At 39.5% G+C, this 18,740-nt stretch carries 16 protein-coding genes; 9 read left to right on the top strand and 7 right to left on the bottom strand.

The genetic code is table 11. From position 1 onward, the window contains the following. Nucleotides 1-3: 3 nt before the first annotated feature. From lysS to ACY3ZI_RS14845, 3 genes are all read left to right on the top strand, one after another. Complete coding sequence (gene lysS / locus ACY3ZI_RS14855) at nucleotides 4-1,521, top strand: lysine--tRNA ligase (RefSeq protein ID WP_036951129.1); 1,518 nt, start codon at nucleotides 4-6, stop codon at nucleotides 1,519-1,521. A gap of 687 nt (nucleotides 1,522-2,208) precedes the next feature. After that, a complete protein-coding gene (locus tag ACY3ZI_RS14850) occupies nucleotides 2,209-2,709 on the top strand; it encodes a hypothetical protein (RefSeq protein ID WP_487375442.1) in 501 nt (166 codons plus the stop codon). Next, on the top strand, nucleotides 2,706-6,191 hold the full coding sequence (locus ACY3ZI_RS14845; protein ID WP_487375441.1) for an FKBP-type peptidyl-prolyl cis-trans isomerase: 3,486 nt from the start codon (nucleotides 2,706-2,708) through the stop codon (nucleotides 6,189-6,191). The genes ACY3ZI_RS14850 and ACY3ZI_RS14845 overlap by 4 nt, the downstream gene beginning before the upstream one ends. Before the next feature lie 153 nt (nucleotides 6,192-6,344). Here ACY3ZI_RS14845 and ACY3ZI_RS14840 read toward each other — a convergent pair whose 3' ends face one another. The 3 genes from ACY3ZI_RS14840 to ACY3ZI_RS14830 form a co-directional block, all read right to left on the bottom strand. Continuing rightward, entirely contained in the window at nucleotides 6,345-7,160 is an 816-nt protein-coding gene (locus ACY3ZI_RS14840; RefSeq protein WP_249215513.1) for a helix-turn-helix transcriptional regulator, read from the bottom strand. 892 nt (nucleotides 7,161-8,052) lie between these two features. Further along, entirely contained in the window at nucleotides 8,053-8,409 is a 357-nt protein-coding gene (locus ACY3ZI_RS14835) for a nitrous oxide-stimulated promoter family protein (RefSeq protein WP_487377545.1), read from the bottom strand. Nucleotides 8,410-8,656: 247 nt separating this feature from the next. Next, the gene (locus tag ACY3ZI_RS14830; protein WP_036951125.1) at nucleotides 8,657-8,869 is read right to left on the bottom strand and encodes a DUF465 domain-containing protein; all 213 of its coding nucleotides are present in this window, start codon (nucleotides 8,867-8,869) and stop codon (nucleotides 8,657-8,659) included. A gap of 265 nt (nucleotides 8,870-9,134) precedes the next feature. Between ACY3ZI_RS14830 and eco the strand changes: the two genes are divergently transcribed. Continuing rightward, complete coding sequence (gene eco, locus ACY3ZI_RS14825) at nucleotides 9,135-9,611, top strand: serine protease inhibitor ecotin (RefSeq protein WP_036951124.1); 477 nt, start codon at nucleotides 9,135-9,137, stop codon at nucleotides 9,609-9,611. A 60-nt stretch (nucleotides 9,612-9,671) separates the two neighbouring features. On the opposite strand, the gene ACY3ZI_RS14820 is transcribed toward eco, so the two are convergent. Beyond that, complete coding sequence (locus tag ACY3ZI_RS14820) at nucleotides 9,672-10,109, bottom strand: universal stress protein (protein ID WP_132495754.1); 438 nt, start codon at nucleotides 10,107-10,109, stop codon at nucleotides 9,672-9,674. Nucleotides 10,110-10,486: 377 nt separating this feature from the next. Here ACY3ZI_RS14820 and ACY3ZI_RS14815 point away from each other — a divergent pair, with 377 nt between their 5' ends. From ACY3ZI_RS14815 to ACY3ZI_RS14795, 5 genes are all read left to right on the top strand, one after another. Then, nucleotides 10,487-11,416 carry a cation diffusion facilitator family transporter gene (locus ACY3ZI_RS14815; RefSeq protein WP_036951121.1) on the top strand — a complete coding sequence of 310 codons (930 nt, stop codon included), beginning with the start codon at nucleotides 10,487-10,489 and terminating at the stop codon, nucleotides 11,414-11,416. Nucleotides 11,417-11,563: 147 nt separating this feature from the next. Next, complete coding sequence (locus tag ACY3ZI_RS14810) at nucleotides 11,564-12,604, top strand: galactose-1-epimerase (protein WP_036951119.1); 1,041 nt, start codon at nucleotides 11,564-11,566, stop codon at nucleotides 12,602-12,604. A 63-nt stretch (nucleotides 12,605-12,667) separates the two neighbouring features. Beyond that, nucleotides 12,668-14,041 (top strand): ATP-dependent RNA helicase DbpA, encoded by a 1,374-nt coding sequence (gene dbpA / locus ACY3ZI_RS14805; protein WP_036951234.1) that lies wholly within the window; start codon nucleotides 12,668-12,670, stop codon nucleotides 14,039-14,041. A gap of 316 nt (nucleotides 14,042-14,357) precedes the next feature. Further along, nucleotides 14,358-14,726, top strand: coding sequence for a type II toxin-antitoxin system RelE/ParE family toxin (locus tag ACY3ZI_RS14800; RefSeq protein WP_410431437.1), 369 nt, complete (start codon nucleotides 14,358-14,360; stop codon nucleotides 14,724-14,726). Beyond that, nucleotides 14,714-14,866: a hypothetical protein gene (locus tag ACY3ZI_RS14795; protein ID WP_211886243.1), complete on the top strand. Its 153-nt coding sequence runs from the start codon at nucleotides 14,714-14,716 to the stop codon at nucleotides 14,864-14,866. The genes ACY3ZI_RS14800 and ACY3ZI_RS14795 overlap by 13 nt, the downstream gene beginning before the upstream one ends. Before the next feature lie 86 nt (nucleotides 14,867-14,952). On the opposite strand, the gene ACY3ZI_RS14790 is transcribed toward ACY3ZI_RS14795, so the two are convergent. From ACY3ZI_RS14790 to prpB, 3 genes are all read right to left on the bottom strand, one after another. Next, complete coding sequence (locus ACY3ZI_RS14790) at nucleotides 14,953-16,407, bottom strand: bifunctional 2-methylcitrate dehydratase/aconitate hydratase (RefSeq protein ID WP_487375440.1); 1,455 nt, start codon at nucleotides 16,405-16,407, stop codon at nucleotides 14,953-14,955. A 14-nt stretch (nucleotides 16,408-16,421) separates the two neighbouring features. Continuing rightward, nucleotides 16,422-17,576 (bottom strand): bifunctional 2-methylcitrate synthase/citrate synthase, encoded by a 1,155-nt coding sequence (prpC, locus tag ACY3ZI_RS14785; protein ID WP_211886239.1) that lies wholly within the window; start codon nucleotides 17,574-17,576, stop codon nucleotides 16,422-16,424. 74 nt (nucleotides 17,577-17,650) lie between these two features. Continuing rightward, nucleotides 17,651-18,541 (bottom strand): methylisocitrate lyase, encoded by an 891-nt coding sequence (gene prpB / locus ACY3ZI_RS14780; protein WP_487375439.1) that lies wholly within the window; start codon nucleotides 18,539-18,541, stop codon nucleotides 17,651-17,653. Nucleotides 18,542-18,740 lie beyond the last annotated feature (199 nt).

The raw sequence follows: 18,740 nt of genomic DNA, 5'->3' as shown, positions 1-18,740 counted from the left end.
AAAATGTCTCAAGAGCAACAGGGTGCAGAACAAGCTCCCGATTTAAATAACGAACTCAAAGCCCGTAAAGAAAAATTGGTTGCGTTGCGCGAACAGGGTATTCCATTCCCAAATGATTTTCGTCGTGAAAATGTTTCCGATAAGCTTCATGCTGAATTTGGTGAAAAATCAGCAGAAGAGCTGGAAGACCTGAACATTGAAGTGACTATTGCGGGTCGTATGATGACTCGTCGTATCATGGGTAAAGCGTCATTTGCAACATTGCAAGATGTTGGTGGCCGTATTCAGATCTACGTTTCACGTGATGATCTGCCAGAAGGCATCTACAACGAGCAGTTTAAAAAATGGGACTTAGGTGACATTTTAGGTGCTAAAGGTCGTTTATTTAAAACTAAAACTGGCGAATTGACCGTTCACTGTCATGAAGTTCGTTTGCTGACCAAAGCTCTGCGTCCATTACCAGACAAATTCCACGGTTTATCAGATCAAGAAACTCGTTATCGTCAACGTTACCTTGACCTGATTGCTAACGATGAATCTCGTAACACTTTCATCATCCGTTCTAAGATCTTAGCGGAAGTTCGTAACTTCATGGTCGAACATGGATTTATGGAAGTAGAAACTCCGATGATGCAAGTCATTCCGGGTGGTGCTTCTGCGCGTCCATTTGTGACTCACCATAATGCGTTAGATATCGATATGTATCTGCGTATTGCGCCAGAACTGTATCTGAAGCGTTTAGTTGTAGGTGGTTTTGAACGCGTATTTGAAATCAACCGTAACTTCCGTAACGAAGGTTTGTCTCCACGTCATAACCCAGAATTCACAATGATGGAACTGTATATGGCGTATGCAGATTACCGTGACCTGATTGTGCTGACTGAAGATTTATTCCGTATTTTAACGCAGAAAGTATTAGGCAATACCGTTGTTAAATATGGTGAACAAGAGTTCGATTTTGGTAAGCCATTTACCAAAATGACCATGAAAGAAGCTATCTGCAAATACCGCCCAGAAACTAACGTTGCTGATCTGGATGATATGGATAAAGCGGTTGCGATTGCTCAGTCTATCGGTATCAAGATTGAGAAGAGCTGGGGCTTAGGTCGTGTTCAGTGCGAAATCTTTGAAGAAGTTGCTGAAAGCCACTTAATTCAGCCGACCTTTATTACAGAATATCCGGCTGAAGTTTCTCCTTTAGCGCGCCGTAATGATGACAACCCATTCATTACAGACCGCTTCGAATTCTTCATTGGTGGTCGTGAAATCGGTAACGGTTTCTCTGAGTTAAATGACGCAGAAGACCAAGCAGAACGTTTTGCTGAGCAAGTTCGTCAGAAAGACGAAGGTGACGACGAAGCGATGTTCTACGACGAAGATTACGTAACTGCATTAGAGCACGGTTTACCACCAACAGCAGGTTTAGGTATTGGTATTGACCGCATGGTCATGCTATTTACCAATAGTCATACTATTCGTGATGTAATCCTATTCCCTGCATTACGTCCTAGCAAAGCTTAATCTTTGCTTTTCATGCCCAGTTAATGACTGGGCATGAATATTATCAATTAATCATGATATTTTTATTTAATTCCCTCATTCAAACCTACAATTAATTTGTTGTGCCTTTCCAGTATAAAAATAAAAATCTGCGTTACATCACGTTATGCGTTAATTTAAGCTCAATATCTTTTTAAGATAACTGCTATTCATTGACTACTTTAATAAGTGTAGAATTTTATTTTACTCAATACCTATCTTTATCATCGGAGTAGCCTTTATCAATTTCATTGAGATATCTCAAAATGTGAGTATTTTCAATTTTTGACTGAGTAAATGTACCTGCTTGTAATATCATGATTTTAATTAATTAGACTAAGTTTATAAAAAACTGAGAGATAGGATGAGCGAGCAACACTTATTTTGATTTATTACTAATAAAATGTGTATTTGATGTTAATTAATGAGTAAGAATAATCAATATACACAAGCATGCGATCTCTTATTTAGAGAGATATGTGTATTAATGTACTAAAATAACAATTCCGTGGTTGTGAAACTAAATTGGCACAAAATAAAAATGCATAAGATTTATGAGAAGTCTCTATTTCTCTATTCGGCTATATAGAAAATAGCGAGTTTTTAGCTTACACTAGGTTTCTAGGACATCATAATAATAGCGAAGAAAAGTACTGGTAAGGTAAATATATGTTTTTAAAAAATAAATTTTATGTCGCGTCTTTGCTTGCGGTAAGCACGGCTTTACTTTCTGGCTGTGTCACTGGTCCAAATGCGCAAAAGACGGCATTAGCTGATTCTCAAACCACCACAGCAGCAACGAATAGTTCACAGCAAAATAGTAAGGCTGATGATTCTTACCCTGAATCTCAGAACGTTTTAAATAATGCTTTAGATCGTTCACCAAATGCTGTTGAACAGCAGGGTGTTGCGCCACTAAATACTTGTATTAAAGAACTCAGTTCACTAAAAACGCTATCACCAGAAAGTTACAACCGTCTGGTAGGATCATTTAAAGAAGTGAGTGAAATTAATCAGCTATACAAACAAATCGAAGCAACTGCTAGCCCAGATACCATTGAGCTATTGCAAATGGCTATTGAATCTAAAACAAAAGTTCTTTGTGCTAAGGTGCGTTACAACGCAGTGCTATCAACGGAATCAACTTTGCAGAAAATTAATGGATTATGAGACTTAACCTAAGGCTTTGTGTCTCTCTGGCACTTTTTTCGACTTGTTTTTCAACAGCTTCCTACGCGGAGCGTTTTAACAATGTCATCGATGACTTTGATACTTACCTTCAATCTGAAAATGAAGGTCAAAAGCCAAAGCCTCGACCTGTCGAAGTACCACTGAGTGTTAAATCACAAGCCCAAGGTTATGATGTCTTATCCTCTCTTTCGCCAGTTCCTGTGCCGAGAGAAAACCGTCAAGTTACGACGGGTAAAGCAAAGAACACTAAAGAGAAAAAGGTGGCTCAGCGATCATCGAATACGGTGACGTCATCTCAATCTCAAAGTGCAAAAGCATCGGCATCAACGCCTGTTGAGCCTAAAACACCAGTTCAAGTAACAGAACCTGCTCAAGTAGCAGACACAGAAATAAAGCCTGTTCTCGACGTCTGTTCGTTGCCATCTGAGTCTCAATCTTACCAGCCTGCATCTTCCTATTTGCTACAAGGTAATCAATGGAATCCTAAGTATTTGGCGAAGGATTTTGCCAAATACCAAGTCATTATTGATCCTCTTGGCTTATATTCTTCGAATTTCACGAAGAAAGCAGGGACTGAAAACTCAGTCAATTTGGCTCAGTTGGCAAAGCTCATTGAGCAACAGCAATTAAAAAATCTGTATCGCTTTGGCGTTGCTCAAGGTGTTGGTGAGCTGATTTCGTACAATAAGCTGCTAACTGATGGTCAGTTAGTCACTAAGCTGACTAACTACAATAAAGACATTGCTGAATTAAATCGCATCATTACTGAAAAGCAAACGACGATAGCTAAACTCAGTGATGACATTGCAGCAAGTAAGTTGCAAATTGAGCAATTACAAAATGTTGTAAAATCTGTTGATAATAAAGTTGTTATTGATGGGCTGAACAATGAATTAACCAAATCGCAGAAAGTGATTGCTGAAAAACAAGCTAATCTGGATAACCTTACCAAACAAAATAGCCAGTCATTAGACACTATCAAACAGTTGGAAAAACAGCTGAGTGATGGTGTGATTGAAGCGACAAATGCGAAAAAACAACTTGCCGACAAAGACAAGCAAGTCACGGATGCTCATCAGCGCATTGAGCAATTAACCGCCGAGATTGCAAAACTACAATCTGACGCGAAGCAGCAATTGCAGTCATCCGGCAATACGGATGAGCAGTTGAAATCGGTGAGTGCCAACTTAGTACAGCAAAAAGCCTTACTGAAACAGCGTGAAGATGAGCTAAAGCAGGCTCAAGCGCAAAAAAATGATGTCCAATTAGCACTGAAACAACAGCAAGATGCGGTTAAGCAGCTTGAACAACAGAATCAGCAACTGACCGCGCAAATGAAGCAGCAGTTGGCTGACAAAGACAAGCAAGTCACGGATGCTCATCAGCGCATTGAGCAATTAACCGCCGAGATTGCAAAACTACAATCTGACGCGAAGCAGCAATTGCAGTCATCCGGCAATACGGATGAGCAGTTGAAATCGGTGAGTGCCAACTTAGTACAGCAAGAAGCCTTACTGAAACAGCGTGAAGATGAGCTAAAGCAGGCTCAAGCGCAAAAAAATGATGTCCAATTAGCACTGAAACAACAGCAAGATGCGGTTAAGCAGCTTGAACAACAGAATCAGCAACTGACCGCGCAAATGAAGCAGCAGTTGGCTGACAAAGACAAGCAAGTCACGGATGCTCATCAGCGCATCGAGCAATTAACCTCCGAGATTGCCAAATTGCAATCTGACGCGAAGCAGCAATTACAGTCATCCGGCAATACGGATGAGCAGTTGAAATCGGTGAGTGCCAACTTAGCACAGCAAGAAGCCTTACTGAAACAGCGTGAAGATGAGCTAAAGCAAGCTCAAGCGCAAAAAAACGATGTCCAATCCGCACTGAAACAACAGCAAGACGCGGTTAAGCAGCTTGAACAACAAAATCAGCAACTGGCAGATAAAGTAAAACAAAAATCTGCGGTAGAAACTGAATTAGCCACCTCTAAGCAGCAGTTAGCTAAGGTTAGTACAGACTTGCAAAACGTGAAGCAAGAGCTGGAAAATAAAGCTGCGTTGATGGCTCAGGCTAGCGACAAACAAGTTAAAGCTTTATCTGAGCAAAACCAGAAGCTCTTGACTCAACTTGCTGAAAAATCACAGCAGAACGATAAAGCTCAAGCGACATTAGTTGAGCAAACCGCTAAGTTAGTGCAAAAAAATGCACTGGATGTTGAGTTAGCAGAAGCGAAGAAACAACAGGTTACTCAGCAAAATGCCCATGAAAAAATAGCTAAGCAACTGGCAGATAGTCAAAATCAGTACGCACAGTTACAAGCGCAGCTAACATCGAATGAGCAAAGTTATGCGGATGCGAAAAAACAGTTAGCACAAGCAAATACTGAAGTGCAAAAACTGCGTGCTGAATTAGAAAAACAGACTGAACTTGCAGGCAAAGATACTGACCTACAAGTCAAAGAATTAACTGCGGAATTGAATAAGCAAATTAGCTTACTCAAAGGCCGAGAAGAAGCTTTAACCAAGTTAGATCAAGAGAATAAAGGCATTCAAGATTCGTTAAAAGCGCAACTGTCTGATAAACAGCAGCTAGAATCTCAAAATACGCTGTTGATGTCACAAGCCAAAGAAAAAGAAGCATTGATTGCTAAGCTTGAAGGTGACATTGCTAATCGCAACAAACAGCAAGCAGACATCGAGCAAAAGCTGCTAGATGCGAACAAACAATTGAATGCGTTGAAGTTAGATGCTGAAAAATTTAATGCCGAGAATCTCTCGAAAAAAGATCAGGAATTGCTTCAACTTAAGAAACAGCTCGATGAAAAAACAGCGGCGGATAACAAATCTAAGCTGGAGCTTGCTAGCGTTCAAGATAGTTTGAAGAAAGCAAAAGATGAGTTGGCATCCTTGAAATCTTTTTCAACAGATGAGGGACTGAAAGCGCAAATTAGGGATCTTAATCAGCGCGTGACTCAGTTACGTGAAGAGAATGATGCATTAAGAGCGAGCAAAAAGTCACCTACAGGTAAAACGCCGACCATTATCCAAATTCCATCTGCGGATAATACGACTATTGCCAACGAGAATGAAAAGCGGAACCAAAAGATCCTGCAAGATATAAAACAACAAAAATACAGTAAGTTAGATAATTACACTTACTATAAGGTTTTACAAAAAGGTACGCCAATTACAAATGTGAAAGACAAAAAAATCACATTGATCATGCGTGAACAACTCACCGATGGTAAGGTGACCGTGATGCATACAGAAAAAAATCCAATGGTGTTACCTTATGATCAGCTTCCACCACCAATGAACTCGTTCGTAGAAAAAGTGGGTGTAGGCGGAATGGTCAAAATTTATATTGAGCCTGAAGGTGGCTATGGTCCAGAAGGTATTCCTGGAGAAGTACCGCCAAATTCAATGTCAATTATTGATTTGAAAGTGATTCAAGCGAACTGATTAATAAGGTTCTAAATCGAAATAAGAGGGCTTACTTAAATAGTAGGCTCTTTTTTTATTTCCAACCATATGATTTATTGCGGGGTTGCCTTTCTGTCAGTGTAGCTAAGACATTAATCCTATACTGACAGGGCATATAACGTGAGGAAGGGACTAGGCGGCTTTACGCGACCTACTGGGGGTATAACCAAAGCGCCTATGATAGCTTTGAGTAAAGTAAGACTGACTTGAAAAGCCGGCTTCCATAGAAACTTCTACAATACTCATCGACGTATTTATCAATAATTGGTGTGCATACATGATGCGCTTCTCACTGATCCAAGAACGAGGTGATGTTGCATAAACAGTATGAAATAGCTCTTTGAATGTTGTTAAGCCCATGCCAAACGTTCTGGCAAACTCATTTAACTTCCACTCTTTTAAATAATTATTTTCCATGAATGTCTGCAAACGCTCAGCTTGACGATTACTGAGTTGTCGTAAATTGGACAACAGGGTTGCACCTTGTTCACTATAAGATAATAACAAGAGTAGCTCATTAATCCTTAATTTAAGGATCATTTCAGGATATTGAGTTTGAATAAATGATTCTAAGCTATTTTTTAACTCATTAATTAATGGGCTTGTTGTAAACTTAATGATGTCATTAGCGACATTGTCAGCTCGCTCAATCTCACTTAATTGTGATCCGTAATGAGACAAATACTCACGTAAAAACTTATCATCCAATGAGATCCATAAGAATTCACCATCTAGTGTATTGTTCTCTGTTTTAAACGAGTATGACCCCTGTTTATGGTAGAGAATATCACCTTCATGTAGGCTCTCATTTGCGGCTGGAGTTTCCAGCAATATTGACCCTTTTTCTATGATGATAAGACCTTTGGAGGTTAAATCGAGTATCGCATGTGGGTTACTTTTATCTATGCGTACTTTTTTTATCACCTGATGACTTAATTGACTGTTCATGGTAGCACCTTTATTAAAATTAGCTCTTTAAGTAATAGTCGAAATCAAATATCAATTTTTTAGTTTCTATTGATATAAAAAATCACTATAACCTTGATGATTGAAATTATATGAGCTGTTTTTTTATATGTCATATCGTAAATTAAAGTATTAATAAATGTTTCGAAATATGCTTTTTTCGATGTATATATGCTTATTAATCGGTTTTTACGAGTAACTTATTTGGTGTTCTATTCATTTATTCTGTAAGTTACCGGTAACTGTAGTTATAAATTCTGTTTTGTTTATATTTAATGGATTTTAATATTTTGTGTTTTTTTACGCTTTTTTATTGTTTTTTTGTCTTTTAAAGGTAAGTAGTCATTATTTGTGTCTTATCATAAATAATAGTGATGCAAATTATTTAGGGTATATTCGTTAAAAGTATTAATAATAAATTTATCTAATGTATAAAATCGTTAATGACATTATTGATAAAATTATTTAATTGAATTGATTTTGTATTTTTATTAAAGTTGTCGATTTAAGCTAAATATTGAGATGTAAATCTCATTTTTAGTATTAATTGAGCACGGTTATCATTTTTGTATTTTTAATAAGTATGGGTTTTAGTTATTAATTATGTTCGGTTACTAATTTTTATATGAACGTCTATTTCTGGAAATAGAAACATGATAGAGAGCTAAAGTCATTTTATCGAGATTCGATGAAAATTGAGGAGATAACGTGAGTGAGTTTAAAAACTGATAAAAAACCAATAAGATAGTGAAAAAAAACACACGAGGCTAACGAACAAGTTGGCGTTAAATATATTTAACATTTACACCGGTAAATTTGTTTTTCTCAGTGATGTAATTCCGAATTGGTGTGGTGAAATATTCTGTTGATAAGATCATTTTTTCAGGTTGGGAGTAGTTCGACCCCGACTAGGTAGCTCCGGGACAGGTTTTTTATCATCAATGAGATGACGAATTGCTAAAATAGGATGGCGATATAGCATTTTAGGGCCGGCCCAACGCATAATGATTTTCATTTGCTCACGTTGCTTTGGTTGGTAGCAATGTATAGGGCATTGTTTACAGGCTGGTTTTTCTTCACCATAACGGCATTTATTTAGGCGTTTTACGGCATAGGAAAAAAGTATTTGGTAATGTTCTGGGTTGTCTTCAGGAGCAGGATGTGCCTTTTCATAGATTTTTATCATTTTTTCTATCGTTACGATTTCCCTCGATATTTTTTTACCCACCATCATCGCTTCTCCTTAAATAAAGATATATTTAATATATATCTTTATGGCAACTATTTATAGGCGCTTAAATCAATATAAAAGCATTTTTCCCCCATTAATAGCAAAAATGGCATAAGAGAAATTTCTTATGCCATTAACACTGTATTATCACCAATTGTGTTGTAGCTAACTTATTGGAGCCTAATGCATTGAAGCTAAGACCCCAATGTATTTGATAAAGTAAGATTAGCTGCAGTTTAAAGGCACCTTATCGACTGGTTTGCATTATTCTCTGCATTTCATCTTTTAGATGCAGTTTTTCTTTTTTAAGTTTGGCAACCTGTTCGTTATAGCCGGCACCTGAAGGACCTTCGAGCTTGCTAATTTCTTTATCTAACTGGTGATGCTTCTCATATAGAGATTGAAAGCGGGGATGTGTGGAGATTAATTGTGAAACTAAATCTTGATCAGCAGATAACATACTACCTCCTCATAATGAATTAAGCCTCACTTTCAGTATAACCATTGATTGTTTTATGTACATATGGATGGGGCGGATTTACATAATTTTTATTAATTTTATGATCCTTATACTAATATTAAGTATTATCACTAAAGGATTAATGAGTTATCTATATTTTTGTAATTAAGAATCATCTATAGTGATTAAAGTGGTTGAATTGACCTACTATGTATCAAACCCTAGTTTTTAATGTTGTTATTTTTTTACCAATAGGAATTTTATGATGAAAAAAGCGATTTTGTCTGTAATGGCTGCGGTAGCAGTGTCTTCTTGTGCAATGGCGACTGAAGATTTAGGAAAGATCGCGCCTTACCCGAAAGCAGAATCTGGTATGACTCGTCATGTGATCCAGCTTGATACTCAGCAAAATGAATATGACTACATGGTTGAGCTGGTTATCGGAAAAACCATTAAAGCAGATTGTAATCGCCAATGGTTTATGGGTGACTTAGAAGAAAAAACCTTAGAGGGTTGGGGATATAACTACTACAAATTAGACGAAGTCAAAGGACCTGCCTCAACAATGATGGCTTGTAGCGAACCTGCAAAAGACCGCTTTATTACCACTCAATTAGGTGATGAAGCATTTGTTCGTTATAACAGCAAACTCCCAATTGTTGTTTATGCGCCAAAAGATATGGAAGTGAAATACCGCATTTGGTCGACAGACGATAAATTAATGAACTCTGTTAAGAAATAATGCATTAAAATGCCGCGTCAGTTTTCTATGATGCGGCATTTTTATTTTGTAAGCTTTAGATTAACGAACGACAAATACTGAGGTTTGCGCATGACGCACAATGGCGGATGCAGTCGAACCTAATAAATAAGTGGATGTGCTTGGATGATGAGAACCGACGACAATTAGGTCGGCATTAATGGTTTTTGCGTAATCTAAAATTTCGTCTTTTGCTGAACCAATACTCACTTGACATGTAATTTGAGAACTTGGAATTTTAGTATCTTTGATCACTTCTTCTAATGCCCGCATTGCGAGTGTTGCACGCTCAGCCGAGTTTTTATGGCTTTCAGGTAAGATAGCGACTTCAATACCAAAAAATAGTTCTACACTTGGGATCACTGAGAAGAAGTGAATCTCAGGCTTACCTAATGTTGCCAAATCTTCCACATGTTTGATGATATTTGAATTTAAATCATCTTCTAACAGATCAATAGGAACCAATATTTTCTTATACATAGCCACCTCTTCATTTGTTATTTTCATTTTATTATATACCTATCATTTTATAAGTCATATTACACTTATGATTTTGTGATATTGAATTCACAGGAGCATGGTTATCTAATAAAGATAAATCTACACTCTAGCTATAATAGGGGATAGGCTAGTTATGAATATCTTTTCTTTATAGCTTTTATCTGATTATGGCTTTTTATCTTATCAAGGATAGAAAAATAAAGAATAACCATTCTCAATCAATATAATCAATTATTTACAATTTATTATGAGACATTTAACAAACAATATGAGAATATCATTGAGCCTGATTAAGTCATTGAAAATAAACTACATTTAAATGATAATTGTTTTGTTTTTCATTAAGAAAATAAACTATGCATAAACATGAAATCCCAGCTTCCGGGAAAAATGAATTCGAATTACAACAAGAGAAATTTAAAGCCGCAAAAAAAAGCACTTTGATCAGTGTGGCGGTGAATACCCTGTTGTCTATTTGGCAAATTATTGTTGGGATATTTTCCCACTCATCAGGCTTAATTGCTGATGGTATTCATACACTTTCGGATTTAGTTGCAGACTTTGTTGTCCTTATTGCGAATAAAAAAAGCCATAAGAAGCCAGATGCCGATCACCCATATGGTCATTTCCGTTATGAAAATGGTGCATCCCTTATTTTAGGGATTATTTTGTTGATCGTGGGTGTGGGAATGGGGTGGTCTGCGGTCGAAAAAATGATTAACCCAGATTTAATCCCAGAAGTTCATACGATTGCATTAGTCGCTGCATTAACGGCTTTGGTTGCGAAAGAAGGCTTATTCCGCTACATGCTGCATGTAGCAAATAAAGTTAATTCTAGCATGTTAGTGGCGAATGCTTGGCATGCGCGTTCTGATGCAGCCTCTTCATTAGTCGTCGCTATCGGGATTATTGGTAGTTTATGCGGTATCCGCATTCTTGACCCTATTGCTGCTTTAATTGTGGGGACATTTGTCTTCCGAATGGGATTCAAATTCACTTATCAATCTATGCAAGACTTAATGGATAAAGGGGCTGATGAAGAAACGCTTGAACAATTGAGCGATGTTCTTCGAGGTATTCCGGGAGTTAAAGGATTCCACGATTTGAAGACACGCAAATCTGGCGACTTTTTCCTTGTGGATGTTCATTTAGAGTTAGATGGTCAAATGACAATTCTAGAAGGGCATGATATAGCGGTAAACGTAAGGAAACAATTAATGAAAAACCCACAAGTACTGGATGTTATGACCCACTTAGACCCTTATGATAAAGATTGTTTGCATTAATTCTTATTTAATCATTAAGTATTTTTGAAAAAGCTGACGTATTATGCGCTCAGCTTTTTTCTTTTTACGTCATCGAGAATTCGTTTTATTATTGTTAAATTATGTTGGTTACACGATAAGTGGAAATATAAGGAATATTAGGGAAAAATGCAGTTTACCAAGCAACAACGTCACACTCTGCGCACACCGAAGGTCGTAGCACTCACAAATAAACAGGGAATGAAAATTATTTTGAGTAGTTTAGGCGCCAGCTGGGTGAGTTGTATATTACCGTTGGCGAGTGGTAAACGCGATATCATTTTAGGATCACCGAATATGGCCGCTCAAATGGAGCAGCGAGTCTATTTTGGCGCAACGGTAGGACGAGTCGCAAATCGCATTGCAAATTCCACTTTTGATCTTGAAGGTCGTAAGTATCAACTTGCACATAATCAAGGTGCACATTGTTTGCATGGTGGGCGTGATAACTTCAGTTATCGAGTGTGGTCAATCGCTCAGCCTGACCAACAGCAAGCGATTTTTACCCTTGTATCTTCTGATGGTGACCAAGGTTTTCCGGGGGAATTAAAAGTTGAAGTGCATTATGAGCTCACTGATGATAACCAAGTGGTCATTAACTACCGATATCAATGTAACCAAGATTGTCCGGTTAACCTGACTAATTACACCTATTTTAATCTTGCGGGTGAACAGTCTGATCGCACTGCATTTGAGCATGATCTCCAAATGCAGGCTGCGTATTTCTTGCCACAAGATAATGAAGGGCTTCCAACGGGAGAGTGGCGTGAAGTTACTGACACTTATTTCGACTTTAGGCAAAAGAAACGCATTGGTTGTGACTTTTTACAAGACGAAGAGCAACAAGCGGTAGGTGGATACGATCATACTTTTGTGTTTGATGAGCCAGTAGTCGACGGGCAACACATTGTGGCGACACTGGGTTCTCCCAATGGTGATGTACAAATGAATATGATGAGTACATCACCTGCAATCCATCTGTATACGGGGAACCATTTAGTCTCCGTTTTAGGTAAAAGTAAAACCTATACGCCATTTTCTGGAATAGTGTTGGCTCCGCAATACCCATTTGATGGTTTAGGGCATGCTGAATCAGATGGCGCAAACCCTATCATTGCCAAAGCTAATCACATTTATACCAGTCAAACTCGCTATCAATTTATTTTCTAGTATCATGTGCGGGGGGCTATGACCCTCGTGATGATCTCTTTTATTTTATTCGGAATGTTAACTGTGACTTCATTTGCTGAACTAAATGCGCTTCCTGCGGAGCAGCTCTCCAATCTCAATGAATTGGGTTTTCTAACCATGACCCCAATTCAAGAAGCGGCATTACCCGCTATCCTTGCTGGCAAAGATGTGCGAGCCCAAGCAAAGACAGGGAGTGGAAAAACAGCTGCTTTTGGTCTAGGGCTATTACAACGTATTGATGCAAAAAACTTTAATACCCAATCCCTCGTTTTATGCCCAACAAGAGAATTAGCGGATCAAGTCGCGAATGAATTACGCCGTTTAGCGCGTTATATTCCTAATCTCAAAATTTTAACTTTATGTGGCGGTGTCCCTTTTAGTGTTCAGCGCGATTCTTTAGTACATGCAGCGCATATTTTGGTGGCAACACCAGGGCGTTTGCTTGACCACTTACATAAAGAAACGGTGCGCTTAGATCATTTACAGACACTGGTACTTGATGAAGCTGACCGCATGTTAGATATGGGGTTTGCAGATGATATTGACGCAGTAATCTCTTTCGCGCCAGAAGATAGGCAAACACTTTTATTCTCAGCAACATGGCCGGATAGCATTGCAGCAATTAGCCGACGCATCCAAAATAATCCACAAACCATTGAAATTAATTCTGTTAACGAATTACCTGACGTGGAGCAGCAGTTTTATGAAGTGTCTCGACATGACAAAATTGACTTACTGCAAAAGCTGCTAAGCCGTGAACAACCGGCTTCTTGTGTTGTGTTCTGTAACACGAAAAAGGATTGCCAGGCTGTCTATGATGCTTTAATGGATAGCCGTCAAAGTGTTCTTGTCTTACATGGTGATATGGAACAGCGCGATCGCGACCAAACCTTAGTCCAATTTGCAAATGGTAGTAGCCGAGTCTTGGTCGCGACGGATGTGGCGTCTCGAGGTTTAGACATTAAAGCACTGGAAATGGTGATTAACTTTGAGCTGTCTTGGGATCCTGAAGTGCATGTGCACCGCATTGGTCGTACCGCTCGTGCAGGACAAAGCGGCTTAGCAATAAGCCTATGCTCACCAGAAGAAGCCCAACGCGCAAACGTGCTCGAAGAGATGCTTAACATGAAGCTGAATTGGCTGCCAGAGCCGACAGGATTGCGCATTACACCATTAGAAGCCCAATGGGCAACCTTATGCCTAGATGGCGGTAAAAAAGCCAAAATACGTCCTGGGGATATTTTGGGCGCATTAACTGGAGAGGTTGGTCTAGAAGGGGATGATATTGGTAAAATTGCGATTCACCCCATGCATGCCTATGTCGCTATTAAAAAATCAGTGGCGAACAAAGCGTGGAAGCAATTACAGCAAGGTAAAATCAAAGGCAAATCAGTGAGAGCGAGATTACTAAAGTAAATTCCTAGACTGACATATTTGAAGCCCTAGTTGAGTAAACTGGGGCTTTTTTGTTTTTATCATAATCAAAATAAGAAAATAAAATTTAATAATTTACTTTGGTATTATTTCGCCTGTTTTATTCTTGTCGCGATTTTTGCGAAGCGCATTCCATTCATTTTATCGAGTTTCTTTTTTTATTTAATCTACTTAATTTTTTCGTTATAACAGCAATACCCCGTATTTAATCGGTTATTTGATTTCTGTTTTTTTAGAAAATGAGTTTTTCTTAATAACCAGAGAGTTGAGTTTTTTTCTCAAAGTAAGGAGGTTTAATTTGTTGACATGGACGATAAGAACGAGGATTTTGTTTGACGATTGGTTAGAGATTCAAAACTATCAAGTAAAAAAGAAAGTACTTTCGATGCTTTTGATTCTTTCTGAATATGGACCTCATTTAGGGCGCCCTTATGCGGATAGATTAAAACTTTCTAAATTTATTCATATGAAAGAACTCAGGATCCAAGTTTCGGGGGTACCCATTCGAGTTTGTTTTGCGTTTGATCCAAGAAGTTGTGGAATTGTGTTATGTGCAGGTAATAAAAAGGGTTGTGACGAGAGTCAATTTTATATCAAGTTGATTAAATCAGCAGATGCGGAATATGCATCTCACTTAGTGAAACCGGAGGGATTATGGGTACGTTAAGCGAGTTACTAGAAAAATGTTCACCAGAAATGCGTCAAGAAATTGATGAAGAGGTAGAAAAGTTAAGGGAAGAAGTGATGGCGTCATTAGTACCAGCGGAACAAGATGATATTTCTACACTTGTGCCACAAATGCCATAAACCGGGGTATTTGTGATGAGCAGACAGTCAACGGTATTCGATGGAGCGGAGCCTTTGACTGTCTGTAAATCAAAAAAATAACAAAACTAAATCACCCATAAATCGAGAAATTCATTAACAGGCATATTCTCAAACAATGGCTTGTCCAATGATGCAGATAAAATTCTCAGTTGTTGAGCTTCTGGGAATTGACGCGCTAAGTTGGTTCTGAACTTTTTAAGTAATAGAGGCATACCTTCTGGACGGCGGCGTTTGTGACCAACAGGGTATTCGATAACGACTTCACTCAAGGCTTGCCCATCTTTTAATGTGATAGTCAGACCGTTGGTGATAGAGCGCTTGTCAGGATCATGATAATCCTGTGTAAACTCAGGGTCTTCATGACAATGCATTTTGGCACGTAGTGCATCAATTCGGCTATCTTGAGCGATACTATCCTCATAGTCAGATGCGGTAAGGCGACCAAAAATAAGCGGAATTGCTACCATATATTGAATGCAATGATCGCGGTCTGCCGGGTTCTGTAATGGTCCTTGTTTATCAATAATGCGCACACAAGCTTCATGGGTACGAATTGATATAGACTCGATATCGTCAGCGGTTTTTCCCATTGAACTAAGTTGCTCATGCAATTGTAAAGCGGCTTCAACTGCGGTTTGAGCGTGAAACTCTGCCGGAAAAGAAATTTTGAACAATACATTTTCCATTACATAAGAGCCATAAGGTCGCTGGAATTTAAACGGCTGACCACGGAACAGAGAGTCGTAAAAGCCCCATGTTTTGGCAGTTAATGCAGTTGGATAGCCCATTTCTCCTTTTTGCGCCATGAGTGCCAAGCGAACTGCGCGCGAGGTGGCATCACCTGCTGCCCATGACTTGCGGGAGCCTGTGTTCGGAGTGTGTCGATAGGTACGTAAGCTATGACCATCAACCCATGCAAGGGAAACAGCATTGAGAATTTGCTCACGAGAGAGTCCTAGCATTTGAGCCACGACGGCGGTTGATGCCACTTTGACCAGAATGACATGGTCAAGACCGACTTTATTAAACGCGTTTTCGAGAGCGATACAGCCTTGAATTTCATGAGCTTTGATCATGGCTGTGAGGACATCTCGGATCACTAACGGCTTTTTGCCTCTAGCGAGATTTTCACGAGAAAGCCAATCCGCGGTGGCTAAAATACCACCTAGGTTATCGGAAGGGTGTCCCCATTCCGCGGCTAGCCAAGTGTCGTTGAAGTCTAACCAGCGGCATAAGGTTCCAATATTAAATGCAGCTTGAACAGGGTCTAATTGAAATTGTGTTCCGGGAACTTTTGTGCCATTTGGGACGTGTGTACCAGGGACGATAGGGCCTAATAACTTTTTGCAAGCCGGATATTCAAGTGATTCCATTCCACAGCCTAGTGTGTCCAGTAAACAGTAATAGGCGGTATCGTATGCTAACGTTGAAGTGATAGGAAAATCAATAACATAATCGACAATATCCGTCATCACTTTATCAAATTGAACATGTGGAGCCGTTTGAGTTTGCGTGGTCATTATTTTTACCTTAATTAGCGCTGTTCAATGGGAACAAAGAGTTTGTTTTCTGGACCCGTGTAGTTTGCTGAAGGACGAATGATTTTATTATCTTGGCGTTGTTCAATCACATGAGCCGACCATCCGGCAATCCGTGCGATGGCAAATAATGGGGTGTACATCGCCGTAGGAACGCCCATTAAGTGATAAACCACCGCAGAGAACCAATCGAGATTAGGAAACATGTTTTTTTCACGTTTCATAACGGATTCAATATGATCTGCAATGGTATACAAATGCCGATTCATACTTTGTTCTGAAAGCTGTAAGGCGACGGATTTGATGATTGGATGGCGGGGATCAGCTAAGGTGTAAACAGGGTGACCAAAGCCGATAATAACTTCTGAGTTTTTAACTCGAGCCACGATGTCTTGTTCAGCCTCCTCAATAGAGGCATAGCGTTGCTGAATTTCTAATGAAACTTCATTGGCGCCACCATGCTTCGGTCCCCTTAACGCCGCAATGGCACCTGTAATTGCTGAGTAAAAATCAGTACCCGTTCCAGCAATCACACGAGCTGCAAATGTTGAGGCGTTAAACTCATGTTCTGCATATAAAATAGAGGCAATATGCATGAATTTTTCCCACTGAGCAGACGGTTTTTTACCGTGTAACAGATGCAAAAAATGGGCGCCAATGGAGTCATCATCAGTCATGGTTTCAATACGGCGGCCATGGTGGCTAAAGTGGTACCAATACAGCAAAATGGAACCCAGAGATGCAAGTAATCGGTCGGCAATATCTTTAGCGCCAGCGACGGTATGCACATCTTTTTCTGGTAATACACAGCCCATCATCGAAACGCCAGTGCGAATGACATCCATCGGATGCGTATTGGCAGGGATGGACTCTAATGTTTGCTTTACATTTGTCGGCAAACCCCTTAGAGGTTTAAGTTTTTCTTTGTACGCTGACAATTCAGTGCGGTTAGGGAGTTTATCGTGGATAAGTAAATAGGCGACTTCTTCATATTCACACTGAGTGGCTAAATCGTGGATATCATAGCCCCGATAGTGGAGGTCATTACCATTTCGACCCACGGTACAAAGTGCAGTATTGCCGGCAGTTACACCTGATAAGGCGACTGATTTTTTGGGTTTGAACCCAGTACTTTTAAGTTGCTCATTCATCATTGATTCCTTGTAGGGGGCAGAAGAGATTACAACTTGCTCGATTCACGGTTTATGTGTTGCAAGAAAAGGAATCAGCGTTTTTTATTCTGTGAAAATAACGCATCCAGCTTTTCTTCATACTGATAGTAATTAATGGATTTATAGAGCTCTTCACGGGTCTGCATAAGTGACACGACATTTTTCTGGGTGCCTTGCTGGCGTAAAGTGGTATATACCTGCTCAGCAGCTTTATTCATGGCGCGAAAAGCGGAAAGTGGGTACAAGGCGATGGCAATGCCGACACTTCGTAACTCATCTAAAGTAAACAGCGGAGTTTGACCAAATTCAGTTAAGTTAGCTAATACAGGTACTTGCGTATGGCGAGTAAACTGCTGATACATCCCTAACTCAGTAATCGCTTCGGGAAACAGCATATCGGCACCCGCCTTGATGTAAGCACTTGCTCGCTCTAAAGCGGCCTCAAGCCCTTCAACGGCCAGCGCATCAGTGCGTGCCATGATGACAAAGTTCTCATCGGTTCTGGCATCGACAGCGGCTTTAATTCGGTCAACCATTTCTTGAGTAGACACAATTTCTTTATTAGGACGGTGACCACAACGTTTCGCGCCAACTTGGTCTTCCAAGTGCAGCCCAGCAGCACCCGCTTTCGCTATCGATTTGACGGTACGGGCTACGTTAAATGCGGAAGGACCAAAGCCAATATCCGCATCCACCATTAACGGCAAATCACAGACATCAGTAATGCGGCGAATATCAATCAGCACATCATCCAGTGTAGAAATACCTAAATCTGGGATCCCTAATGAACCAGCGGCAACGCCGCCACCAGACAAGTAAATAGCTTTATAGCCAGCTTGTTGAGCAAGAAGAGCATGGTTTGCATTGATAGTACCGACCAATTGAAGAGGGGATTCGCTGTTAACGGCATCTCGAAATTTTTGACCTGCGGAACGGCTAGACATAAACACCTCGGGGTTGGTTAATCACTTGTAAATGACTTTTACTAAATATAGTTGATAGCAATTGACGTGCCAGTTCAGAAGGAAAGAGTGAAGTTATTATTAAGTTTTAAATATCAATAAGATAAAAGCTTTTATTTTTATGTGACAAGAAAGCCATTTTTTAACCAATTGGTTAGCGCGTTTCATTGAATAGATATAT

Source organism: Providencia sp. LY12 (assembly GCF_057621555.1).
Note: the sequence above shows the minus strand (reverse complement) of the source record. Positions and strands in the feature narration are given on the sequence as shown.